Genomic DNA, 23,365 nt, shown 5'->3' with positions numbered 1-23,365 from the left:
TAGTGTTCAAGTGCACCTTGTTGAGTTTCTTTTTTTAAGGTCTATGCATTTGCTTTGCTATAAAATACAATGGCTATATAACAACAAGGATTATTTTGTCTCAAATTAAGTGGCCCAAGCACAATGCTGATTATTAGTTTAACTATTATTGCCAGTTTATTTTATGTGTTAGCAACGTCTCACGTGCTTTCACGCCTGTTTCATCAACAAGGCCCTAGCCAAAAAGTAACCGTTATTTTAAGCACGGTTGCTATAGTGGCGCATATGCTGCTGTTAGTTAACTCTGTTTTTAGAGCCGACGGTCAAGATTTAAGTATCGTAAACGTCGCTCTTTTGACCTGCTGGGTGATTGTAGTTTCGGTGACGGCTGTCTCACTAAAATTCCCTGCGACTTTATTGTTGCCCGTTGTTTATGGTTTTGGTGCCTTACTAACCATTGCCAGTTTATTTATTCCTCATCATATTTTATTACAAAGTATTAATATTGAGGTGGGTTTAGTAACGCACATCTCCTTATCTTTGTTAGCCTACTGTATTTTAATTATTGCTACTTTATATGGTGTACAGTTTTATTTTATTGATAAACGTTTAAAACGTAAAGATTTAGCAATTGTGCACAGCCACCTTCCGCCTTTAATGGTTGTGGAGCGCCAGCTTTACCAACTTCTTAATTTAGGCACTATATTACTCACATTTGCATTACTTTCAGGGTTTGTATTTCTTGATGGAATGTTCGCTAAAGAGTTCATTCATAAAACAATATTATCGTTAGTTGCGTGGGCTATTTTTGCCGTTGTAGCTATCGGGCATATGAAAAAGGGTTGGCGCGGTAAACCGGTGGTTATTACAATCATGGTCGCTGCATTTGTCCTCACACTCGCTTATTTTGGCAGCCGTTTCATACAAGAAGTGATACTAAATAAGTTTTAACTTGACTCTGCTTGCTCACTCTAGCTTAATACGCATTGATTTATAAGAAAAGGATCCATCGTTGGACGACATATCGACAAGTACCCTATTTATCATTTTAGGTTTTTTGGTGCTTTTTTCTGCTTATTTTTCTGGTTCAGAAACCGGAATTATGTCAATCAATCGTATACGCCTGCGACACCTCGCTAAAGAGGATCATCGTGCAGCTAAACGAGTCAGTAAATTACTTAGCCGTCCAGATAGGCTCATCGGTTTAATTTTAATCGGTAATAATCTTGTCAATATAGCAGCAGCCCAAGTTGCAACCATTATAGGTATTCGCCTTTACGGTGACCTAGGTATTGCTATAGCAACGGGTGTGTTAACTCTAGTTGTGCTTATATTTGCAGAAGTAACACCTAAAACCCTTGCTGCCCTCTACCCTGAAAAAGTTGCTTTTCCAAGTTCAATAATACTTAAGGGATTACTAAAAATTCTCTTCCCTTTTGTTGTGGTTATTAACTGGATGACAAACGGTATACTGCGGTTATTTGGTATTAGTGCCGCTCAAATCGACGAACACAGCATGAGTAAAGAAGAATTAAAAACAGTACTCAATGAGTCCGGTGCACTTATTCCTGCTCGTCATCAAAGTATGCTGACTTCAATTTTAGATTTAGAACAAGTTACCGTTGAAGATATTATGATCCCACGAAACGAAATTGTGGCCATTGATATTAATGACGATTGGAAACTAATTAGTCGCCAACTTACCCATGCACAACATACTCGCGTGTTGTTGTATCGCGATAACATAGATGATGCAGTAGGTTTTATTCACTCACGTGATGCGCTTCGTCTACTTACAAAAGAGCAATTTGATAAACCTTCTTTGCTACGCGCTGTACGTGAAATTTACTTTATCCCTGAAGGAACATCACTAAATACTCAGCTATTAAAGTTTCAGCAATCTAAAGAACGCATAGGCTTAGTGGTAGATGAGTATGGCGACATCCAAGGCCTAGTGACCCTAGAAGATATTTTAGAAGAAGTTGTTGGCGATTTTACAACTACGCAAACTCGTACGCCAAGCGAAGAAGTAGAAACACAAACTGATGGCTCATGTATTGTGGATGGCGGCGCTAACGTACGCGATTTAAATAAAGAAATGGGCTGGGATTTTCCGCTAGATGGACCTAAAACTCTGAGTGGTTTAATTGTTGAATACTTGGAGAATATTCCTGATGCAAATATTAGTTTGCGTATCGCGGGATATCCTATTGAAGTACTCGAAGTAAAAGAAAACATGATAAAACAAGTGAAGATACTGCCAAATAAGCGTTCTCGCTAAATAAAAAAGGAGCCAATTGGCTCCTTTTTTATATCCATTAATAACTATCTAGCCAAATATAAGACGTTCAAACCAACCTTTATCAAGCTCTTCTTCGCAGTGTTTTAATTGCGCACCATAACGGCTAGCTCTGTGCTTAACTTTGTTCGCAACACCCATTAGCCACTTTTTCTTTTTGTACGTGCCACGCTTATACCCACCCCAACCTTCATGATAATTAAGGTATTGTGCGTAAGCATCCCATTTAGATATTTTATTTACTTTATGCGTTTTATAAACAAACCACGCCATAAAGTCGATTGCATCGTCAAAGTCGTCTCTATCAGCACCGTTGTTGCCTGTTTCACGAATATAATCAGACCATGTTGGTGTTTTAGCTTGCGAGTAACCATAGGCATCACTTGCGCGACCGGTAGGAATTATCCATAAGAAGTACTCCATTGGCGGAGCGGCATCATGCTTAAATGAGCTTTCTTGGTACATCATACTCATGAGTACATGCTTGGGAGAACCCCATTTTTCTTGTGCATCTTTTGCGTCGAAATACCAATCTGGCTTTTCTTCAAAGATTTTACATAAATCGTTAGGTTGCTTTGGAGGCGCTGTAGCACAACCGGCTAAAGTAATGGCGAGAGATAGGATAATTGCATTTTTTTTCATTTTTCTAAGATCTCACAGAACTTTTTTAAAAAGTGTGGGTCTGACTCAATGAATGCAGCAGTACAGCATTAATTCATCCCTGAATATATTTACGCAGCCAACTTGGGCTGCGTTTTTTTTGCTTAAATTTTGCTAAATATCAAGGTTATTTACCGTCAAAATACGCATCTAAAAACGCGGTAAATGACTGGGTATCTGCCTGCTCAATTGCAGCTTGTGCTTCGTTAGACTCTACTACTTGTTGTTCCAGCCAAGGTTTTAAAAACTCGCTGTAGCCTGTATCGGCGTGGCTTTGCTTATATTTACTAGCCAATGCTAGTGCAAAATGCCCGTTGTCTAAACCAGACTCTTTTAACTGTGACACGTAACGTCCAGAGTAAGTAAGCTCTGGATTATGTATCCACGTTGCCATGCGCTTTATAGTATCCGAGTAATAGTTAACACCATAAGCATTATCCATCCATTTAGCGACATCAGTAAGCTGGGTAAATATTTCATCGCCCCACGACTGAAGACTACGCTGTGTGTTATTAAAGTTAAGCATTAGCCCTTCTTCTCGACCTTGGTTTACTACTGTGTCGAGATTTTCAGTACTACGCGCTTGTTCTTTCCAATCCATTGGAGCTGAATCTTTTAATAAACAATACGTTAAAAACACATCTAAAAAGTGAATTTGTTCAATATCAATACCAACTTCACTAAACGGGTTTACGTCTAATGCGCGAATTTCTACGTATTCAATGCCAGCTCGAAGCAATGCATCCGTTGGCGTTTCACCACTTTTTGCATTACGCTTAGGACGAATTGGCGAGTAAAATTCGTTTTCAATCTGCAGAATATTTTTATTTAACTGCTTAGGGTTTTCACTCTTGTAGTCATCAAGATCACCATAAATTTCTGATGGTGTGTTGATTGCTTTTTTAAGGCCCGCTACATATTCATCTAACGAGTTATACATTACGCGTAGTGACGACTGCGCGCTATTTGTATAGCCTAAATTACCTAAACGCAGTGCTGTACCAACTTCTAAGTAAAGCGTGCCTTTACCTAGTTTTTTAAATGGTAAGTCGGTTTTTCGCCCTTGCAAAAATGAGTTACACAATGCTGGCGATGCGCCAAACATATAACTTATTAGCCATAGTTCGCGTTTAAAGTTACGAATAAGCGCTAAATAACCTTCTGAGATAAAATCTTGAAGGTTTGCATTGCTTTTTTGTAACGAATGAAGTGACTGCCAAAGCGTATCTGGAAATGAAATATTAAAGTGAACACCCGCAATTGCTTGCATCATACTACCGTAACGATTTTTTAATCCTTCACGGTATAGTGTTTTCATTTGGCCTGTATTTGAACTACCAAATTGAGCTAGCACTATATCGTCTTGGTGCTCAATAAAACACGGCATGCTAATAGGCCAAAGCAGTTCATCACCCATTTTTTCTAGAGTGAACTTTTGAAGGTCTTTTAATTGCTTAAGCGTTTGCGTTGACGATTCACTAACTGGAGTAATAAATTCAAGTAAAGACTCAGAAAAATCAGTTGTGATATGGCCGTTAGTTAACGCACTGCCCACACCTTTTGGGTGACCTTGAGGTGATATAGCGCCATTATCTTGTATTCTTAGCGACTCTCGCTCTATGCCACGTTTAATGCCTTTAACTGCATGTTGGTGCTCATTTACTGATAACGCTTCAAGTGCGTTAGCTAAATCATGTGTTGTCAAAAAATCTTTCCTCGGGCCACGTGGCTTAATCATAAGGTTATGGGGGCTAATTACTTAGACTCAAGATAAATACCAATTTTATTGAAAATATGATCATTCTATCGCATTAAATAGCGCACTCACTGCGTTAAAAATTATTCATATAGAACAACTATATGTCATAATTTTCGCCTTACTATTGTGCTATTTTCTTAGCGCTATAATAGATCCTTATTTAATGCAACTGGTATAAATTGCTAAGAACAATATAATTTTTCTAAGTTAATAATTATTTACCCACTCTATACATGCGTTTGATATGACCAACATCATTATATTAAGTCGTAATATTGCCATTGCTCTGGGCATTATACAAATGCTTTAAATGCGTATTTAAGTATAAATTAAATACGCAAAATATAAGCCTAAAATAATAGACCGGAACTTGTTTAAAATGAGCTCAATTTAGCTATCCGACATTTAAATTTGATCTAGATCAATAAACGCAATTATTTGCCTTATGAGCATACAAGGAATGACGCTATTTTTTGCTTTGTAGTGTGTAACCAATATAATGACAGCAACAATAAAGGATGATAATAAACATAATGCACAATGATAAAAGCTTAAAAAATGAAGAAGTATACTTTGATGAGTCACAAGAGCTTGTTTCTACTACCGACCTCAAAGGTGTAATAACATACGTCAATCAAGAGTTTTGCTCTGTGGCAGGATATAGCGCACAAGAGCTTATCGGTCAGCATCATAATATTGTTCGTCACCCTGATATGCCAAAAGCTGCTTTTGAAGAAATGTGGGCAACATTAAAAAAAGAACACTCGTGGCGTGGTATGGTTAAAAACCGCTGTAAAGATGGCCGTTATTATTGGGTAGATGCCTTTGTAACACCCATTTTTGAGCATAGCCGACTTGTTGGTTATCAATCAGTAAGAACCAAAGCGAGCTCTCAACTTAAACAACGTGCACACGTTCTTTACAACAAAATAAATACCAACAAATCATCATTTAATCTGCGAGAACACACGGCGATAAGACAAAGCATCACATTCATATGCCTATTATTTTGGCTAATTTTTACTGCTGTTGCTGGGTCAATTACTATCGCTGCAATTAGCCTATTTATTTGCGCTTTAGTTATTGTGCTAAATTATGACGAACTGATTATTACCCCTAAAATATTACGCGAACAAAAAGCGCAAGCCGATTCAATCTCTCGCTATATTTACAGCGGCCACACACCGCATAGCGTAAGTGATTATAGAGAGCAAATGCTAAGCGCAAAGTTGCGCACGGTTCTTGGCCGTATGAAAGACTCTACATTAAGCTTTAATGGCATTGCGACTGATCTAGATAAACAATCTACGCTTACTGAAAAAGGCATTTCTTCGCAAGGTGAGCGTTTAGAACAAATTGCATCAGCGATGACTCAAATGAGCTCTACCATTGGTGAAATATCTGTTAATACCGCCCAAACAGCTGATAAAGTGAATAACACCCACCAAAGTTGCTCTGAAATAAAAGACCATATTGCAGATAATAGTAAAATGGTATCTGATTTAGCTTTTCAAGTAGAAAAGGCTGCAACCACAGCCACCAGCTTAGCCTCTGAAGCAGATAAGATTGGTAAGGTAATGAGTGAAATAGAGGGAATTGCCGATCAAACTAACTTACTTGCCCTTAATGCAGCTATTGAAGCAGCTAGAGCGGGAGAGCATGGTCGAGGCTTTGCTGTAGTCGCCGATGAGGTAAGGACTCTTTCGTCACGCACTCAAAATGCTACGACACAAATCCATAGCTCTATTAAAGAAATACAAGACACTTTATTTAGCTGGTCCAAAGTAATGCAAAGCACTAAAGCACAAGCCGATAACTGTGTTTTGACAACCGATAAAACCCAAGTTGAATTAGAGGGGATTTTTATCCAAATCAGTGAAATATCTCACTTGGCAATACAAATATCATCCGCTGCAGAAGAGCAACAAATGGTTAGTAACGACATTAGTAATAATGTTTCGCAAATTAAAGACTTTGGAGATAACAACTTAAGCTTAAGCTTTAATGTGGCAAAAGGTGCAGCTGAGCTTGTTGAAGGCTCACGTAGAGTGAACGATTTATTACTAACTTTTAAAGTTTAACAAACATAAAAAAGCCGCTATTTTAGCGGCTTTTGACTTTAATTATTTGTAATTAACGCTTAGTAAATACCAAGCCGTCGTCATTTGCGTCGATAACAATCACGCAACCAGGTATGTAGTCTCCATTAAGTAGCTTTTGGGCCAACGGGTTTTCAATCGTTTGTTGAATAGCCCGCTTAAGCGGACGTGCACCGTAGACAGGATCAAACCCACTTTCTGCAATTCGCTCAAGAGCCGCATCACTTATTTCAAGCAGATACCCCATCTCTGTTAAACGCTCACGTAATTTCATTAACTGAATATCAGCTATTTCTTTTATGTGCTCGTTAGCTAATGGGTGGAACACGACCGTCTCGTCTATACGGTTAATAAACTCAGGCCTAAACTCATTAATTAATACTTCCATTACTTTAGCTTTAAGGGTCGTATAGTCATTATTACCCGCTTGCTCTTGGATAATATCTGAGCCTAAGTTTGAGGTCATGATAATAACGGTATTTTTAAAATCAACCGTTCTACCTTGTCCGTCAGTTAATCGACCATCATCTAATACTTGCAGTAAAATATTAAACACATCAGGATGTGCTTTTTCTATTTCATCAAGCAATATAACAGAGTAAGGCTTACGACGTACGGCCTCGGTTAAATAACCGCCCTCTTCGTAACCCACGTAACCTGGAGGTGCCCCCACTAAACGTGCAACTGAATGTTTTTCCATAAATTCAGACATGTCGATACGCACCATGGCATCTTCGGTATCAAACATAAAACCAGCCAATGCTTTTGTCAGCTCTGTTTTACCCACACCTGTTGGGCCTAAAAACAAGAAAGAGCCAATAGGACGATTCGGATCAGCAAGCCCGGCACGCGAGCGGCGTATTGCGTTAGAAACAGCAACAACCGCCTCATCTTGCCCTATTACTTTACTGTGTAACTTATCTTCCATTTGCAGTAGCTTTTCACGTTCACCTTGTAGCATTCTTGCAACAGGGATACCGGTCCAGCGAGACAGTATTTCAGCAATTTCATCCTCACCTACTTGGTTTTTAAGCAGGGTCATTTCTTGCATTTCGGCTTGTGAGGCTAAATCAAGTTTTCGTTCAAGCTCTGGAATTCGCCCATATTGCAGCTCTGACATACGCTGTAAATCACTTGCTCTTCGCGCTACATCTAAATCTAATCTTGCTTGTTCAAGCTCGGCTTTAATTACTTGCGTGCCTTGAAGTGATGCTTTTTCAGCATTCCATATCTCGTCTAGCTCGCGGTATTGGCCGTCAAGGTCGGTGATCAATTCTTGCATTTCAGCTCGACGTTTTTGACTTGCTTCGTCTTTTTCTTTCGCTAGCGCGTTATCTTCTAACTTAAGTTGGATAATACGGCGTTCAAGCTTATCTAACGATTCTGGTTTTGAATCAATTTGTAATCGAATTGAAGAGCCTGCTTCGTCTATTAAATCAATCGCTTTATCAGGTAACTGACGATCGCTAATATAACGGTGGGATAACTGCGCCGCAGCAACAATCGCGGGATCAGTAATTTCTACTGAATGATGTAGCTCATATCGCTCTTTTAGGCCTCGCAATATTGCGATGGTATCTTCAACCGATGGCTCTTCAATAAGTACCTTTTGAAATCGACGCTCAAGAGCTGCGTCTTTCTCTATGTATTTACGATATTCATCAAGCGTGGTTGCGCCAACGCAGTGTAATTCACCGCGTGCTAATGCTGGCTTTAACATATTGCCTGCATCCATTGCGCCATCACTTTTTCCTGCACCCACAATAGTATGTATTTCATCAATAAATAAAATGACTTGGCCTTCTTCTTTAGCCAATTCGTTTAATACTGATTTTAGACGTTCTTCAAATTCGCCACGATATTTAGCACCCGCAACTAACGCACCTAAATCAAGTGATAGTACGCGTTTATTTTTTAATCCTTCAGGTACTTCACCATTAATAATACGCTGTGCTAACCCCTCAGCGATTGCTGTTTTACCAACACCCGGTTCACCGATTAATACAGGGTTATTTTTAGTACGGCGTTGTAATACCTGAATCGTGCGGCGAATTTCGTCATCGCGACCAATAACGGGGTCAAGCTTACCTTGCTCTGCTCGCTCAGTTAGATCAATCGTGAACTTTTCAAGCGCTTGACGTGTTTCTTCGGCATTTGGGTCATCAACTTTTTGGCCGCCGCGAATCGCTTTAATTGCAGTTTCAATTTTGGTCGAGGTAATATTTAACGACCTAAATATATCGCCAAGTGGACCTTTATCATCGCATGCCGCCAGTACAAATAATTCACTTGAAATATATTTGTCTTTGCGTTTTTGCGCGTACTTATCACATAGATTAATAAGTGAAGCCATATTATTTGATAGCTGAACGTCACCACCGACACCTTCGACTTTAAATAATTTTTCTATTTCTTGTGAAAGCTTGGTGTTGAGTTCGTCAGCGCTGACACCCGTTTGTGCAAATAATGCACGTACACTAGAGCCACTTTGCTTTAGTAGTGAATACATTAAATGTACGGGTTCAATAAATTGATGATCGCGGCCAAGGGCTAGCGATTGCGCATCAGAGAGCGCAGATTGAAATTTACTTGTAAATCTATCTAAACGCATGGTGTTACCTATTAAATAATCTAATTGCTTAATTAATGGGTATGTTTAGGTGTTTGTTCAAGGTGTAGGGGGAAATATAATGATTAAAGATACTAATTACTTGCGCCAGATCAAACTTGCCATACGTCCGGTTTGTCCATCCCGTCGATAAGAAAAAAATAAGTCACTTTGAGAGACTGTACAATAGTCGCCGCCTGTAATATTTTTAACGCCTTGCTGGGTAAGGAAAGTACGCGCAATACCATAAATATCAGCAAGATATTTGCCATTAGCTTGTGGTGTAAATGCTTGAATAAATGAAGAAGACCTTTTTTGAAATAACTCAAGCACTTCAGCCCCAACCTCAAATTGAGTTGGCCCAATTGCAGGCCCTAGCCACGCACTTATGTTTTCATACTTTGAGCTAAAACATTCTAAAGTATTTTTAATAATTCCCTGCTCAAGCCCTCGCCAGCCGCCATGTATAGCTGCAACTTCCTTTTCATCATCACTCACTAATAAAATAGGCAAGCAATCGGCAGTCATTATAGCCAAAGGCTGATTTAATAACTGAGTATAAAGCGCATCAGCATTGTGTAACTCATCAAAATCAAAATGCTCATCAACAATAACAACATTAGAGCTATGAACTTGACTTAGCCACACGGCAGGTTTAGGTAAGTGTTTGGTTAATAGTGAGCGGTTTTTTGATACATGATTTTGATTATCACCAACATGGAATCCCAAATTAAAACTTTTAAATGGGATTTTTGAAACACCACCTCCACAAGTAGTACTTAACGTTCCTACTTTATGAAGGTTTTGCCATGTCGCTGACAATAAGTACATTATCTATCGATATCAGGATTAGCTTTAGTATCTTCACGTAGTGCATGTGTCATCGCGACCATGTCGTCTGGGATAGGTGCTTGCCATGTCATCATTTCACCGGTGATTGGGTGCGCAATACTCAATTTTACAGCATGTAGTGCTTGGCGTCTAAAGCTACGAAGTAACTCAAATAACTCAGGTGTTGCACCTTTAGGTGGACGCGGACGGCCGCCATAAGATTGATCGCCAATTAGCGGGTGATTTAAATGTGCCATATGCACACGAATCTGGTGAGTACGACCTGTTTCCAAGCGCAGACGTAAACGAGTATGAGCACGGAATTTTTCAGCAACACGGTAATGTGTAATTGCCGGTTTACCCAGTTCATGTACTGCCATATGAGTACGCTGAGTCGGATGGCGGCCAATTGCTTTTTCAACCATACCACCTGCGGTCATAGTGCCATTACACAGTGCTTCATATTCACGCGTGAAGTTTTCACGCTTTTGTAGCGCTGTTACTAAATGCGTTTGTGCTGGAATCGTTTTAGCTACAACCATTAAACCGGTCGTGTCTTTATCTAAACGATGCACAATACCTGCGCGTGGCACGTTAATTATTTCAGGGTAGTAATGTAGTAATGCGTTTAGCACTGTTCCATTAGGATTGCCCGCACCAGGGTGAACCACTAGGCCCATTGGTTTATTAATTACCAAAATATCATCGTCTTCATAAACAATGTTTAATTTGATATCTTGTGCTTCGTATTCGCGTGGTGCTTCAATTGTTGTTTCAACACTTACAACTTCACCACCTAGTAGCTTTTCGCGTGGTGTGTTGAAAATTTCACCGTCTACGGTGATTTTATCATCCAATATCCACGTTTTTATACGAGAACGTGAATAATCAGGGAACAATTGTGCTAATACTTGGTCTAGACGTTTACCACCTAATTCGGTTGGAACGTCGGCTTGAAGAGAAATTTGCTCTGACATTAGTAACTTTACCCAATTTACCAGTGCAAGCTTTGCTCGACTGGGTTAGAATCGCTTTTAATAAAAGCATAATATAATACGCATAGTTTACTCGGTTTTACCGACTTGGCCTAGCCGAAGACATCGAAGGTAACAAATAAAATGATAAATAAAATAGGGAAACGTGCATTTGCCATTGTTTTTTCAGTTTCTGTACTTAGTTTAGGCGCTTGTTCGTCTGCTCCAGACCAAGAAGACATTCAACGTGTACCGAATAAATCTGCACACGCTTTATATGAAGATGCAAAAGAAACACTAGATTCTGGCCTATATGCTCGTGCAATCGAACTTTTGAGTGCAATAGACTCTCGCTACCCGTTTGGGCCATTCTCTAAACAAGTACAAATGGACTTAGTGTATGCACATTACCAATCAGGTAATACTGAACAAGCACTTGCAACCATTGACCGCTTTATTCGCTTAAATCCAAACCATAAAGACCTAGATTACATGTATTACATGCGTGGTTTAGTAAACATTAAAGCTGATAAAAATGCGTTCCAAGAATACTTTGGTGTAGATAGAGCAGACCGTGATGCTAACCGTACTCGTGTTGCATTTACCGATTTATCAACACTAGTAAAACGCTTTCCGAAAAGTGATTACGCACCTGAAGCTAAGCGTCGTTTAGTATGGCTTTTAAACCGTATGGCACGTTATGAATTAAAAGTAGCAACTTACTATTACGAACGTGAAGCTTATTTAGCTGCTGCTAATAGAGGTAAATTTGTTGTTGAACATTACTCACAAAGCAGTTACTTAGATCCAGCGCTTGAAATGATGGAAAAAAGTTATAATCAATTAGGCTTAACTGAGCTTAGTGAGCACGCAAAGCAAACAAGAAGACTAAATAAAAGAACTAAATAAATAAAAAAGGCGCTTACTAAGCGCCTTTTTACTACATAGAAAAACAAGCTTAAATCGCTTCTTCATCTTCCTCAGCAGTACGAATACGTATTACACGCTCAACATCAGTGACAAATATTTTACCATCACCGATTTTTCCTGTTTGCGCCGTTTTTACAATAACTTCAATTGCACGATCTACATTTTCATCAGTCAATACAATATCAAGTTTAACCTTAGGTAAAAAATCCACCATATATTCTGCGCCACGGTATAGCTCAGTATGACCTTTTTGACGTCCAAAGCCTTTAACTTCGCTTACCGTCATACCTGTAATACCCACGTCAGACAGTGCTTCACGCACATCATCTAACTTAAAAGGTTTGATAATTGCTTCTATTTTTTTCATATTAATTACTTTTGAAAGCTCCAGTTGTCTCGATTTTAGACAATCATGATGCTCATAGCAAACAAAGCGATTGAATTACGGTGATAAAACAACCGATCATGGTATAATTTATTGTATAAAATAGCGATACTTAAATGACTAGCAGTAAATGAGATTAATATGAAAAACAAACAAAACGGATTCACTCTTTTAGAACTCATGGTAACCGTTGCTATCGTTGGGATCATTGCATCCATTGCTATCTGGAATAGCAGCGATATGCTAGAAGAAAATAGAGCTGAGAATTTTTTGTTGGAATTAAAAAGAAGCATTACTTATGCTCGCTCTCAAGCAGCAAGTACAGATGAAATAGTAATTCTATGTCCCGCACAAGAAGGCGCTATTAAACAAGCCAATGATGAATTTGAATGTCAACAAGAATGGGACACGAATAAAATCATTGTTGTTTTTGTTGATGCTGATAACAATGGAAGTTATAACGTAGCTAACGATGCCTTGCTGAGAGTTATAGAGGATATTCCTGCAACTGATAGCCTTAGTTATAGTGGTGACGAGACAAATCTTCGTTTTAATACTAGTGGTCGTATTACAACAAATCCTGGGGACTTTATCTATTGCCCTAATAATGATAATGAAAATAACAAAGCTTTAACAGTATCTCAATCTGGTACTTCTTTTTATACTGGTGATACAGCTCAGACTTGCGATTAAAAAACATACAAATTCATCTTGTCATATTTGTATCATTTACTAGACTGAGTTAATCATTTATTAACTCAGGTCTTCAAGGATGAGATTATCAATATCAAAAAACAAGGGAGTGACACTTCTTGAATTAATGGTTTCGATTGCTGTTGTCAGTGTAATCAGTCAATTATCGATGTGGTTTTATCCAGACTTCTTGGCTAAAAACCGATTAGATAACCATGTGAATCTACTACACCGAAATATAAATTATGGCCGCCTTTACGCAATTGAAAATGGTACCTACGTCACGCTTTGCGCACTAAAAGGCAGTCAATGTACAAAGGATGAGTGGGATGGTCAAATGTCACTATTTATCGACAAAGATAAATCAACGACTCTAGATGATGATGAGTTGCTCTTAAGCACTTTCGAGGATGTTCATGATGCTGATACTTTAGAGTATCCGCGCAACGCCATTACATTTCGTCCAGATGGCTCTTTAAATGGTTTTCAGAATGGAACTTTTATATATTGCCCCAATAGCAATAAAGCCAATCTCGAAGGATTGGCTTTATCTGTAAGTCAAACAGGTAGAATTCGCATCAAATCAACTGATAAGTGTCAGAAGAAGTAATCTTGGCTATCGACCCCAGCAATAGTCAACATCTGAGTCTCCTTTAGACCCTTTTGCACCTTTGAGGCCTGTGTCAGTAATTGTAAGCTCTTTACAATCATTATCGCCTTTTACAACACCGTCTATAGGTTTAGCTGTAATAGTGAAGGTATTGCTATCGACTACACTTATAGATAGTTCAAAATGGCCATTTTCGGTTTTACTTTGCAATCCTAAATCAGTAAATGTCTCTGTATATTCCCTATTATCGACAAAATACTGCTCCTCCTTGTTTGCAGCATCTAATAATGCTGCAGCAGCTTCAGCGCGCGAAGCACGCTTTACATATTCAGTATAGTTAGGCAGCGCAATTGAAGCGAGTATGCCGACGATAGCAACGGCTATCATCAGCTCAATTAAGGTAAACCCGTGTTGTTTTTTCATTTAATTTCCTTAATTATTAACTTCGTCATTTTCTTCACGTTTATAGATATATGTTTGTTGGGTTTTAAAGCCAAATCCTACAGCATCGTCATTAACTAACACAACTTTACCATCAACGACAGTTAAACCAGGACCTTTTATTTCTACAGGTTTCATTGGATTTTCCGCATTTTCACCCTTAATACCCGGCCCAATTAAATAAAACTGACTTTCTTGTATTACGTCAACTGTTGGGTCGTCATCACATTTACCATCGCCATTACCATCTACACATGAAGGGCTTTCACCAAAGTATAACTGAGGTGTATCTGGTACATCATAGCTGGTTGTAAATTTAAGGTCGTCATACACCTTAGTACCGTAATGTAAGTGAAAAGCGTATAAAGAACCACCACCACCACTTAGCGAACATTGATTTTCAGTCGATGTATCTGATGCAGGAGTGAAGCTTGTAAAATAAGCAACACCTCCAACTACGGTAGCAGCAGCTAATGACTTTTCACCCGCTCCTAACTCATATCTCCAACCATTAAATTTAGCTAAATCGACTTCCAAATCAACAAAATCATCAACGTCATCTAGAGCATTGCCAAATGGATCTGAGTTCATTTGCATCAAATCAGCAGGTACAATAGTATCTGGAGCATTCGTTTTATACGATTTAGTAACCGTATTTTCATCTCTGATCATAAACAATTGATCTTTTTCATTGGTGCCAGTTGGTTTTGAGCGATTACCACTGCCAATAACTATCGCATCATATGGTGTATCTAAGCGAGTTATAACGGTACTACCATTAACTGTTGACTCGCTTACTTTACTATAAATTGTGCGTGCTACGAGTGGTTTATAGAAAAAGCGTCGGTCCTCAGTTGCTTTATTACTACCAAGCTCAGCTAATTTAAAGTGGCTAAACTCGCTAGTATTACTACCAGGCATATCTATACGCCAAATATCTCCACCTGTATCTGCCGCATAAATTCGGTCTATATATCCATCATAATCTGAGTCGAGTGTCGTTATATTAGCCGCAATACTGTGCTTACCTTTAAAGCCATTAATATCCGGTGTTAATGCCCACACCCTTTTACCTGTTTCGGCTTCAACAATATAGATACCTCGCCCTATATTATCTTCACTTTTAATAACTGCATCTTTGTTGTTATCGTATCCTGCACCAAAAACTAATAAGGGTTTATCCCCAAAGGCTTTAATGTAGGCTATTTGTGGCTTTGACCAGGTTTGTGCAAGCTCTTTAAAATCACCTTTACCACCTTCGATTGGAGTGTCCCATAATTTTTTTGGTATGTTCGGGTTTGTTATATCAAGTCCGTAGTAATTTTTACCACCGCGACGCATCCCCGCAAAAGCCCACACTTTATCGTCGCCACTCGCATCAATAATACCGTCGTTTAAACCATCGCTATTTAAGTTTTTATTATTGAAATAAACGCTGATTGGACCATCCATACCATATTTTTTACCCGTTTCTTTGTTGCGCAGCGGTTGAATAATGCTGTACAGATCTGAGGGTATAAATGCCCAGCTCTCAGAAACTTCATTATTAGTATCATCGTCTTTAAACATGTGTAAAAAGCCAGCATTGGTACCAATAAGAATACGAATATCATCATTACCGTAATCAAGCGCTACGGGCTTTGAGTGGAGAGGATCACCAAAAATATCATCTCTTTGATCGGTGGAATCATTATCATTATCTTCATCATCAACATCAATACCCATAGCCCACTTTATATCTGAGCTAGATAAGCTAATTGGGTTATTGATAATTAAATCAAGAATGTCACTAACAATCGATGTAGTAAATCGTACAATATCGCCTTGTTTATCTGTATATAGTGTTCTTCGTTCTTCTGCGTTGGTTCCTGTTAAGGTGCTTAGTTGAGAATTAACGCCACCTTGTGCTACTAAGTTACCATCTGCTGACTTACCAGCAGGAAGCCAAAATGTTTTTGCATCAGTGTCTATCAAACCATTAGAATCAAGCGCTACATTGCCTGTTGAATCAACTATATTACTACCCGATACCTTTAACTTTTTTAAGTTACCGCCCCAACGAGTATTTGTCTCTGGATAAAACATTGCAAAGTAAATAGCATCCCGGCTACGAGTTTGATCTACGTTGTTACTAGCAACGGACGGAGATGAAAAGCTATCATTTACTTCACGAATACGAGAAATTGCACTGTTTAATGATTCAGAAAGCTCATCGGGCGTACTTGCGGGTAAGTTTTCACCACCACCTAAAGAAGCAGCTCTGCGTAAAAGTTCTTGTCCGCTCGCAGTCATACCAGAGCCAAATCCGATAGTATATAAGCGGCCAGTTTCGTGAATATCAGGGGTCGATGGGTATAAATCAACTGTTGTATCACTTGTTCCGTGGATAATTTTAGCCATTTGGTGAAGATAGCTGCTGTAGTAACTATCTGTATTCCAGTTTAGTCCTTCCCCAAAGTATTTCTCATGCTCTGCACTAATTTGGCTGTCACTATCATTATCGCCAGATGGGTCGCCATCTGTCATGTAAATGATATTTATCGAGTTATCACAGCGTATAGCCTCAGCTTCACTATCCTCAAAAGGTGAAATATAAGTGTATTCATAGTCATTTGTCACTATATTTTCACATTCATACACCCATCCAGATCTCCGCCCTCTCCAAACCCAGTCACACTCTGTTTCGGTATACTCGCTTCCAGTTCTTAACTCGACACTCGTATCTCGTTCAAGAATTGTGGCCTCTAAGCCATATTGAACTTTTTGTCCTGTAATATATAAATAAGCTTCCCATAGAGTCTCAGTAAGCGGGGTTCCACCATCTGCAGGTAAAGATGCAACCGACGAACGTACAACGGATGAATCGCTACCGACACCATTAACAATATAACCACCGGTTGTGCTTTTAAAGCGCATTAAACCAAAATCGATAGTATCTTCGTTATCGGTAATAACTTTATTCATAGCGAATTGCGCAGCGGCAAGACGGCTATCAATACATAAATTATATAAGTTTAAGAAATTATTAAAACCACAGTTACCACCACTTGAAGATGAAAAAGCCATGCTTCCTGAAGTATCAAAAATCAGTAATACTCGGGGTTTTTCTTCAACATCCACATCATGATTTACATAAAGCTCAATATCCTCAGCGAATACCGACATACTTATTGTTAAGCCAAGCAAAGAGGCTAACACTTTGTTTAATTTAAATTTCATCTTAAATCCCCTTGCTTACGCTGGCCATTTCTTGTGCTATACCTGTAACAATAGTTAGTTCATGCTTACTTTTAGATCCATATTCTATTGTGGTCGCAACCTGTAACATATTACACGATATACCAGCTGTAAAATTAAAGCGTCGAGGACATTCTAAATCTAGCGCCCCCTTGTTCAGGTTAGTCATTTTGCTTTGCATATCTGCATGATTTGCAATCACCATACCTTTGTCATCACCATCCGCGATTGCAGTTACTTCATCTGGAGTCAGGAAGAACTGATTATTAGCGCCTTGATTTGCCTCATCAGAGATCATGCGCTGCACTTCACCAATGAGTTCATTTTCGGCTACTTCGCGCTCTTGTGCTGCATTGGTAATTTTAATATCAATACTACTACTGCTCATAAGTGTCACAGCAATACCGGTCACTGCAATAACCATTATTAAAGCTGTAATTAGAACTACACCTTGCTGTTTTTTTTGTGATTGTTTTAAATACGCCATAAATTTGATCCAACATTATTTAATCGAATAGTAGTAGTAAATACAGTACGTCTGAAATTATCGGTAAATGTTAATACACGCTTATCTTCATCTTCACCTAATGTATAAGTTTGGTTTTTAATTTTAACTCCTGGGTCTGGCTGCAATGCGCGTATTAATAAAAATACCTGAACAGTTAAAATACCTTTACGATTTTCCCAATCTGTATGCTTCATATCTTGAATACTTCGGTAGGTATCTACACGATTGTCACTGTTAGTATCAAGACCAAAAACAAACCGCATGTTCTCAACACCTTCCATAATAGTTTCTGTGTTGATATTTCCAGCAACCAGGCGCTTTCTCATTAATGCAGGTACAGTTAAATTCTTATTATTAACTTTATAAGTTTGTTCTGATAGATAATAAACATGATGGCTATAAGGCCAAACAGTTGCATTAACATTAAGAGTTGCAGCGTTAACCGTTCCACGGAAAAATTGAGCTTTCTCTTGCTCAGCTACAAAGTAGTTTTCATCGGCCTGAGTCTCATTAGTTACTGCACTAACTGTTAAACTCTTGCCTTGTAAAAATTTTAATTGAATAATATCAGTGCTTTTAATCGGATTATTTAGACAGTTAAGCTCTTTTGATTCGCCAGCAACCTTTGCGTAAATAGTTCTAAAATTACTAGCTGTAGCAAAATCAGGGAAACTCCCATTATTTAATCCTTCAAAACAGTCTGTTCCAGGGTTTGCTAGTGTATCTGTGTTTATTGCGGTGAACGAATCGTCATAATAAGTTCCCCAAAAGCCAATTTGTTCAATATCACGTTGCATAATGTTAATTGCAAGGCGCCCTGATTCTTGAAGCTCACCAATAGTCATCGTATCTTTAGTGGTTACTTTCATTCCTATATAGGTAAACATAACGCCACCTAGTATTAATCCACCAATAAATAATGAAATCATCATTTCTACAAGTGTAAAACCTTTTTGCTTCATGTTAGCTCCTAAGGTAAATATAACTAGTTAAAACAACTAAGCGGCGCTTTTTGTCAGCCGTTCCACACTTTATAGCGCCAGTAGCATCATTTGCATTAAACTCTTGTCGACCTTCCCACGAAACAATTACTTCTAAATTAAATGCTTTACCACCCGAACCAGCAACTGCGGTAGGTGCAATACATACGGTAGCACCATCTAAAGTTCCCGTATTTTCTCGAGCTCTTATAGCTCTTTTCCACTGCTCAAGATCTAACGCCGCAACTTGCGCTGCGCTACAAGTGTTTGTAAAGCACGCCTGCGAGGTTGTAGTAGCAGTTTCACTATCAAATGTCTGTGTATATAGTCCCGCTATTTGAGGGGTATCGTTGGCACGAATACGCTGCACAATATCATTACCAAGTGCAACTGCAGCAGCTCGCTGCATAGAATCAAAGCTTGCTTGCTTTGCTTTTGCTTGCAAGGCAACTGCGCCTAACAGGCCAAAACTAAGAATAATAAATGCAATTAACACTTCAATTAGAGTGAAGCCTCTTTGCACTTTTGTTTGAGATGACTGCATAGTAAAACCAAATAAAAATTATCTGATTATAAGTTTATGCTATTTATTTTAGGAATCAATGAGGACTAAGACAAGCGGTTATATTTGTTGATAAACGGTTAATTAAATCGACTCATTCAACAAAACAGTAGTAATTAAGCGTAAATGCATTTAAGTCAGAGGCAACTTAATTGCAAAATAAGTCTAAAGCGTATTTTTAACTAATTTAAGCTCGCGGCGGCTCACAGGTAATAACTCGCTGCACCCTTGCAGTTCAATCACATGATGCCCACTCCCTTTTGAATGCAAAGCAATTACTTTTTGTTTATTAACTACTGTATTGCGATGAATTCGCAAAACATATGTGGGATATTGCAGCTCTAATTGCTTTAGACTTTGCTCAAGCAAAGCTTCTCCACCCGAGAATATCATTTTGGTATATTTTTCTTCTGCACTAAAGTACAAAACATCATTTATATCAACACTACGTAGAGTACCCGCTAATTGATAAGACACTTTTACATTTTTTTGTTTTTGAATATGTACTTTATTTAAACGCCCAACTTGCTTAAGCACCTTTTGCAATGATTGCTCTGAAATAGGTTTAACTAAATAACCTGCAGCGCTTAATTGTAGTGCATCAAAAGCATGCTCAGGGTGGGCAGTTATAAAAACAATAGCGGGCGGTAGAGTTAAACTATTGAGCTCATTCGCAACTTGTAAACCATTCATACCGGGCATATCAACATCTAAAAAAATCAAATCTGGCGTTTGCTTTTTAGCAAGTACTAGGGCTTCATTACCATTACTTGCCTCACCTTGTACAACTATACTTTTATCGTGTGCTAACAAACGGATTAAGCGAGATCTCGCAAGAGGTTCATCATCAACAATGAGTACATTCATACACTGCCCTCAATTAGCTTAGGGATAACGACCTTGACCCTAAACACATCATTTTTATTAGTAATTGTTAGCTGCGCTTTATTTTTATAATAAATATTTAATCGCTGGCGAATGTTTTCAAGCGCCATTCCGTTATTAGGCCTAGTTTGTGCGTTAGAAATTGTTATAGGGTTAGAAACAATCATAGTTATATAGCCGGTAGTGATATGTAGCTCTACTTTTATTTCTGCACCATGCTCACTTGTTTCAACACCATGGCATACTGCATTTTCAATTAATGGCTGCAGGGTTAAGCAAGGAATACTCAATGCCGGCAGTGCATTGGGTATTTGCCAATCAACTCTTAAGCGATTACCAAACCGCCATGTTTCAAGTGCGATATATTGCTTGCTCAGCGTTATTTCATCTTCAAGAGATACATTTTTTCCAGAGTGCATTGCAGCCTGCGATAAGGCGGCTAAAGCTAAAATGGCTTGCTCTGCCGCATCTGCATCATGATGGGTAAGCTCTGCAGCAGTGTTTAAACTGTTATATAAAAAATGAGGACGTATTCTAGCTTGTAAGGCATCAAGTTCTGCACGAGAGAGTGCTTTAGTTTGTTGCTCTTTTTCAAAATGAATTAATAGAAACTGGACGAATAAAGCAGCCAGTAAAGCCACTATAATACAATTGCGAAGTGTGAAATAAATTAGGTTATTTGTATCATCTATATCAAAAGCAAAATGAGAAAATAAAATACTAAAAATACAGGTAGATAATAAAAAAGAGGCAAAAAATATACTTAACTGAAAAGTTTGAGTACGTTTTTGTAAAAAAGCTCTACAAAAATATAAAGAAGAGGTACCGAATAAAACAATTAAATGCATAAACAAGCTAATGATCCCAAGCCGAAGCCAAATATCTCCTTCTACATTGGGTGCAAAAGCTAAAACAATAGCAATAACTTGAGAAACAATAAGCGAAGCTAGTACGCCTCGCTCATTAAAAAGAGCCGAAAAAAGCAAACCATCATTTTGAAGTGACTTGCTCATAACGACTCTCCTTTAATCTAAATGTTTAATATATTTAAATTAACGTAGCTCTACAGGAACAGCAAAAACGATATTCTCTATCTCGCCCGGGTTTTCAACAACTTGCGTACCACCAAGTTCTTTTAATCGGCTTATAACTTGTTGTACGAGTACTTCTGGCGCAGATGCACCCGCAGTTACGCCTACAGCTTTAGAACCCGAAACCCATTGTTCTTGTACATCAGTTGCATCATCAATTAAATAAGCAACTGTGCCCATTTTATCTGCAAGTTCACGTAAGCGATTAGAGTTAGAGCTATTTTTAGCGCCAACAACTAATAGCACATCAACTTTATCAGCTAAGTCACGAACAGCGTCTTGACGATTTTGCGTTGCATAACAAATGTCATCTTTACGCGGTCCATCAATTGATGGAAACTTATTGCGTAGTGCATCAATAACATCTGCGGTGTCATCAACTGAGAGTGTTGTTTGGCTGCAATAAAAAAGATTTTCAGCATTTTTTACATTAAGCGCAACAACATCATCAACGGTTTCAACAAGATAAATGCCACCGGCTGAGTTATCATATTGTCCCATTGTTCCCTCTACTTCAGGGTGGCCATGGTGTCCAATTAAAATACACTCAATACCTTTACGACTCGCACGTGTAACTTCCATATGTACTTTAGTTACAAGCGGACACGTTGCATCAAATACTTTTAAATCACGACGTTTTGCCTCAGAACGAACAGCTTGCGATACGCCATGTGCGCTAAAAATAACAATGCTGTCGTCAGGTACTTGATCAAGCTCTTCAACAAATACCGCACCACGACTTTTTAGTCCATCAACCACATAGCGGTTATGTACTACTTCATGGCGCACATAAATTGGCTTTTCAAAAATATCTAGAGCGCGCTCAACAATACTAATAGCACGGTCAACACCAGCGCAAAAACCGCGAGGATTAGCTAGTAATATTTCCATTAACCTTCCACCTCAATAATATCAACTTCAAACGTTAAACGCTGACCAGATAAAGGGTGATTAAAATCAATCGTTACCGACTCACCTTGCACTTCGCGAACTAAACCTGGAAGCTCAGTGCCATCAGGTTGAGTAAACGCAATAATTGCACCTACTTTGGCTGGTGTTTCTGGGCCAAATTTACTGCGGTCAACGTAGTAAATATTATCTGGATTTGGCTGACCAAAAGCATCTTCAGGTTCTAATTCAAACGTTTTACTTTCGCCTGCAGTTAAACCTAATAAACACTTTTCGAAGTTTGCCGTTAAGCTGCCATCGCCCATTGTTAATTTAGCAGGTTTGTTGTGCACCTTGGTAGAATCAGCGGCAGAGCCATCTTCTAATTTAATAGAAAAATGGAAAATAACTTGCGAGTTTTCACCAATTACAGCTTGGCTCATGCTTTATGCTCCTTCGGACTCTCGCCGGTAAAGGCGTCAAATAACAATAACGCTGCGCCAATACAAATAGCGCAATCAGCAATATTGAATACCGGAAAATGTGAGTCTTTATAAAATACGTGAATAAAGTCGATTACATAACCATACGCAATACGATCGTATAAATTACCAATAGCGCCTGCAAGTACCAGTGCATAAGCACCGCATAGTACTTTGTTTGTTGCAGGTAAGCGTTTTAGCCACCACACAAGTAAAGCACTAATAGCAATGGCAATCGCACTTAAAAACCAACGCTGCCAACCACCCGCTTCACTTAAAAAGCTATAAGCAGCACCATAGTTATGCACATAAGTAATACTAAAAACAGGGAGTAAGTTTATCGACTCTTGATAAGCCATAGTCCCTACAACAAGTGTTTTACTGGCAAAGTCTATTACTAATAGTAATAGACTCAACCAAAGCCACACTAAACCACTTTTTTGGGCTAGTTTGCTCACTAAGAA

22 protein-coding genes are annotated in these 23,365 nt (G+C 38.7%); 6 read left to right on the top strand and 16 right to left on the bottom strand.

What is annotated here, in order from left to right:
* Positions 1 to 123: 123 nt before the first annotated feature.
* Positions 124 to 930, top strand: a complete 807-nt coding sequence (locus I6E80_RS09760; RefSeq protein ID WP_024593585.1) for an inner membrane protein YpjD — start codon at positions 124 to 126, stop codon at positions 928 to 930.
* Positions 931 to 991: 61 nt separating this feature from the next.
* On the top strand, positions 992 to 2,260 hold the full coding sequence (locus I6E80_RS09755; protein ID WP_024593584.1) for an HlyC/CorC family transporter: 1,269 nt from the start codon (positions 992 to 994) through the stop codon (positions 2,258 to 2,260).
* A gap of 48 nt (positions 2,261 to 2,308) precedes the next feature.
* Here I6E80_RS09755 and I6E80_RS09750 read toward each other — a convergent pair whose 3' ends face one another.
* Positions 2,309 to 2,920, bottom strand: coding sequence for a transglycosylase SLT domain-containing protein (locus tag I6E80_RS09750; protein ID WP_010554629.1), 612 nt, complete (start codon positions 2,918 to 2,920; stop codon positions 2,309 to 2,311).
* A 145-nt stretch (positions 2,921 to 3,065) separates the two neighbouring features.
* Positions 3,066 to 4,643, bottom strand: a complete 1,578-nt coding sequence (gene gshA, locus I6E80_RS09745; RefSeq protein ID WP_024598434.1) for a glutamate--cysteine ligase — start codon at positions 4,641 to 4,643, stop codon at positions 3,066 to 3,068.
* A gap of 587 nt (positions 4,644 to 5,230) precedes the next feature.
* Here gshA and I6E80_RS09740 point away from each other — a divergent pair.
* Positions 5,231 to 6,778: a PAS domain-containing methyl-accepting chemotaxis protein gene (locus I6E80_RS09740; RefSeq protein ID WP_197185442.1), complete on the top strand. Its 1,548-nt coding sequence runs from the start codon at positions 5,231 to 5,233 to the stop codon at positions 6,776 to 6,778.
* A gap of 52 nt (positions 6,779 to 6,830) precedes the next feature.
* Here I6E80_RS09740 and clpB read toward each other — a convergent pair whose 3' ends face one another.
* The 3 genes from clpB to rluD all read right to left on the bottom strand — a co-directional run bounded on the left by clpB (position 6,831) and on the right by rluD (position 11,212).
* A complete protein-coding gene (clpB, locus tag I6E80_RS09735; protein ID WP_197185441.1) occupies positions 6,831 to 9,407 on the bottom strand; it encodes an ATP-dependent chaperone ClpB in 2,577 nt (858 codons plus the stop codon).
* A 96-nt stretch (positions 9,408 to 9,503) separates the two neighbouring features.
* A complete protein-coding gene (gene pgeF, locus I6E80_RS09730; RefSeq protein ID WP_197185440.1) occupies positions 9,504 to 10,235 on the bottom strand; it encodes a peptidoglycan editing factor PgeF in 732 nt (243 codons plus the stop codon).
* A complete protein-coding gene (gene rluD, locus I6E80_RS09725) occupies positions 10,235 to 11,212 on the bottom strand; it encodes a 23S rRNA pseudouridine(1911/1915/1917) synthase RluD (RefSeq protein ID WP_002962209.1) in 978 nt (325 codons plus the stop codon). Before rluD ends, pgeF begins: the two co-directional genes overlap by 1 nt.
* 141 nt (positions 11,213 to 11,353) lie before the next feature.
* Here rluD and I6E80_RS09720 point away from each other — a divergent pair, with 141 nt between their 5' ends.
* Positions 11,354 to 12,118, top strand: coding sequence for an outer membrane protein assembly factor BamD (locus I6E80_RS09720; RefSeq protein ID WP_024598438.1), 765 nt, complete (start codon positions 11,354 to 11,356; stop codon positions 12,116 to 12,118).
* A gap of 49 nt (positions 12,119 to 12,167) precedes the next feature.
* Here I6E80_RS09720 and glnB read toward each other — a convergent pair whose 3' ends face one another.
* On the bottom strand, positions 12,168 to 12,506 hold the full coding sequence (gene glnB, locus I6E80_RS09715) for a nitrogen regulatory protein P-II (RefSeq protein WP_008166582.1): 339 nt from the start codon (positions 12,504 to 12,506) through the stop codon (positions 12,168 to 12,170).
* Between the two features lie 159 nt (positions 12,507 to 12,665).
* On the opposite strand from glnB, the gene I6E80_RS09710 reads away from it, so the two are divergent.
* On the top strand, positions 12,666 to 13,217 hold the full coding sequence (locus I6E80_RS09710) for a GspH/FimT family pseudopilin (protein WP_197185439.1): 552 nt from the start codon (positions 12,666 to 12,668) through the stop codon (positions 13,215 to 13,217).
* Positions 13,218 to 13,296: 79 nt separating this feature from the next.
* Complete coding sequence (locus I6E80_RS09705) at positions 13,297 to 13,827, top strand: GspH/FimT family pseudopilin (RefSeq protein ID WP_024593581.1); 531 nt, start codon at positions 13,297 to 13,299, stop codon at positions 13,825 to 13,827.
* Positions 13,828 to 13,833: 6 nt separating this feature from the next.
* Here the strand turns inward: I6E80_RS09705 and I6E80_RS09700 are convergent, their stop codons facing one another.
* The 10 genes from I6E80_RS09700 to lspA all read right to left on the bottom strand — a co-directional run bounded on the left by I6E80_RS09700 (position 13,834) and on the right by lspA (position 23,359).
* Positions 13,834 to 14,250, bottom strand: coding sequence for a type IV pilin protein (locus I6E80_RS09700; RefSeq protein WP_197185438.1), 417 nt, complete (start codon positions 14,248 to 14,250; stop codon positions 13,834 to 13,836).
* Positions 14,251 to 14,259: 9 nt separating this feature from the next.
* Positions 14,260 to 17,487: a pilus assembly protein gene (locus tag I6E80_RS09695; protein ID WP_197185437.1), complete on the bottom strand. Its 3,228-nt coding sequence runs from the start codon at positions 17,485 to 17,487 to the stop codon at positions 14,260 to 14,262.
* Position 17,488: 1 nt separating this feature from the next.
* Entirely contained in the window at positions 17,489 to 17,992 is a 504-nt protein-coding gene (locus I6E80_RS09690; RefSeq protein WP_024589418.1) for a hypothetical protein, read from the bottom strand.
* Positions 17,980 to 18,975: a PilW family protein gene (locus I6E80_RS09685; RefSeq protein WP_024598443.1), complete on the bottom strand. Its 996-nt coding sequence runs from the start codon at positions 18,973 to 18,975 to the stop codon at positions 17,980 to 17,982. The genes I6E80_RS09690 and I6E80_RS09685 overlap by 13 nt, the downstream gene beginning before the upstream one ends.
* 1 nt (position 18,976) lies before the next feature.
* Entirely contained in the window at positions 18,977 to 19,537 is a 561-nt protein-coding gene (gene pilV / locus I6E80_RS09680) for a type IV pilus modification protein PilV (protein WP_170072086.1), read from the bottom strand.
* 183 nt (positions 19,538 to 19,720) lie between these two features.
* Positions 19,721 to 20,422 carry a LytTR family DNA-binding domain-containing protein gene (locus I6E80_RS09675; protein ID WP_197185436.1) on the bottom strand — a complete coding sequence of 234 codons (702 nt, stop codon included), beginning with the start codon at positions 20,420 to 20,422 and terminating at the stop codon, positions 19,721 to 19,723.
* Positions 20,419 to 21,453: a sensor histidine kinase gene (locus I6E80_RS09670; RefSeq protein WP_170072084.1), complete on the bottom strand. Its 1,035-nt coding sequence runs from the start codon at positions 21,451 to 21,453 to the stop codon at positions 20,419 to 20,421. Before I6E80_RS09670 ends, I6E80_RS09675 begins: the two co-directional genes overlap by 4 nt.
* A 39-nt stretch (positions 21,454 to 21,492) precedes the next feature.
* The gene (gene ispH / locus I6E80_RS09665) at positions 21,493 to 22,422 is read right to left on the bottom strand and encodes a 4-hydroxy-3-methylbut-2-enyl diphosphate reductase (RefSeq protein ID WP_024598447.1); all 930 of its coding nucleotides are present in this window, start codon (positions 22,420 to 22,422) and stop codon (positions 21,493 to 21,495) included.
* Entirely contained in the window at positions 22,422 to 22,862 is a 441-nt protein-coding gene (gene fkpB, locus I6E80_RS09660) for an FKBP-type peptidyl-prolyl cis-trans isomerase (RefSeq protein ID WP_002958231.1), read from the bottom strand. The genes ispH and fkpB overlap by 1 nt, the downstream gene beginning before the upstream one ends.
* Positions 22,859 to 23,359 carry a signal peptidase II gene (gene lspA / locus I6E80_RS09655; protein ID WP_007376920.1) on the bottom strand — a complete coding sequence of 167 codons (501 nt, stop codon included), beginning with the start codon at positions 23,357 to 23,359 and terminating at the stop codon, positions 22,859 to 22,861. Before lspA ends, fkpB begins: the two co-directional genes overlap by 4 nt.
* Positions 23,360 to 23,365 lie beyond the last annotated feature (6 nt).

Origin of the sequence: Pseudoalteromonas sp. NSLLW218, from assembly GCF_015864775.1 — a bacterium.
GTDB lineage: Bacteria > Pseudomonadota > Gammaproteobacteria > Enterobacterales > Alteromonadaceae > Pseudoalteromonas.
The sequence above is the reverse complement of the archived record's forward strand: the minus strand, read 5'-3'. Positions and strand labels throughout refer to the sequence as shown.

Excerpts from the sequence above, each read along its gene's own strand:
- I6E80_RS09700 (WP_197185438.1), bottom strand. The coding sequence starts at position 14,250 with ATGAAAAAACAACACGGGTTTACCTTAATTGAGCTGATGATAGCCGTT.
- I6E80_RS09710 (WP_197185439.1), top strand. The coding sequence starts at position 12,666 with ATGAAAAACAAACAAAACGGATTCACTCTTTTAGAACTCATGGTAACC.
- ispH (WP_024598447.1), bottom strand. The coding sequence starts at position 22,422 with ATGGAAATATTACTAGCTAATCCTCGCGGTTTTTGCGCTGGTGTTGAC.
- fkpB (WP_002958231.1), bottom strand. The coding sequence starts at position 22,862 with ATGAGCCAAGCTGTAATTGGTGAAAACTCGCAAGTTATTTTCCATTTT.
- clpB (WP_197185441.1), bottom strand. The coding sequence starts at position 9,407 with ATGCGTTTAGATAGATTTACAAGTAAATTTCAATCTGCGCTCTCTGAT.
- I6E80_RS09750 (WP_010554629.1), bottom strand. The coding sequence starts at position 2,920 with ATGAAAAAAAATGCAATTATCCTATCTCTCGCCATTACTTTAGCCGGT.
- I6E80_RS09705 (WP_024593581.1), top strand. The coding sequence starts at position 13,297 with ATGAGATTATCAATATCAAAAAACAAGGGAGTGACACTTCTTGAATTA.
- I6E80_RS09740 (WP_197185442.1), top strand. The coding sequence starts at position 5,231 with ATGCACAATGATAAAAGCTTAAAAAATGAAGAAGTATACTTTGATGAG.
- I6E80_RS09670 (WP_170072084.1), bottom strand. The coding sequence starts at position 21,453 with ATGAGCAAGTCACTTCAAAATGATGGTTTGCTTTTTTCGGCTCTTTTT.
- glnB (WP_008166582.1), bottom strand. The coding sequence starts at position 12,506 with ATGAAAAAAATAGAAGCAATTATCAAACCTTTTAAGTTAGATGATGTG.
- I6E80_RS09695 (WP_197185437.1), bottom strand. The coding sequence starts at position 17,487 with ATGAAATTTAAATTAAACAAAGTGTTAGCCTCTTTGCTTGGCTTAACA.
- I6E80_RS09690 (WP_024589418.1), bottom strand. The coding sequence starts at position 17,992 with ATGGCGTATTTAAAACAATCACAAAAAAAACAGCAAGGTGTAGTTCTA.
- I6E80_RS09675 (WP_197185436.1), bottom strand. The coding sequence starts at position 20,422 with ATGAATGTACTCATTGTTGATGATGAACCTCTTGCGAGATCTCGCTTA.
- I6E80_RS09720 (WP_024598438.1), top strand. The coding sequence starts at position 11,354 with ATGATAAATAAAATAGGGAAACGTGCATTTGCCATTGTTTTTTCAGTT.
- pilV (WP_170072086.1), bottom strand. The coding sequence starts at position 19,537 with ATGCAGTCATCTCAAACAAAAGTGCAAAGAGGCTTCACTCTAATTGAA.
- I6E80_RS09760 (WP_024593585.1), top strand. The coding sequence starts at position 124 with ATGCTGATTATTAGTTTAACTATTATTGCCAGTTTATTTTATGTGTTA.
- rluD (WP_002962209.1), bottom strand. The coding sequence starts at position 11,212 with ATGTCAGAGCAAATTTCTCTTCAAGCCGACGTTCCAACCGAATTAGGT.
- I6E80_RS09685 (WP_024598443.1), bottom strand. The coding sequence starts at position 18,975 with ATGAAGCAAAAAGGTTTTACACTTGTAGAAATGATGATTTCATTATTT.
- pgeF (WP_197185440.1), bottom strand. The coding sequence starts at position 10,235 with ATGTACTTATTGTCAGCGACATGGCAAAACCTTCATAAAGTAGGAACG.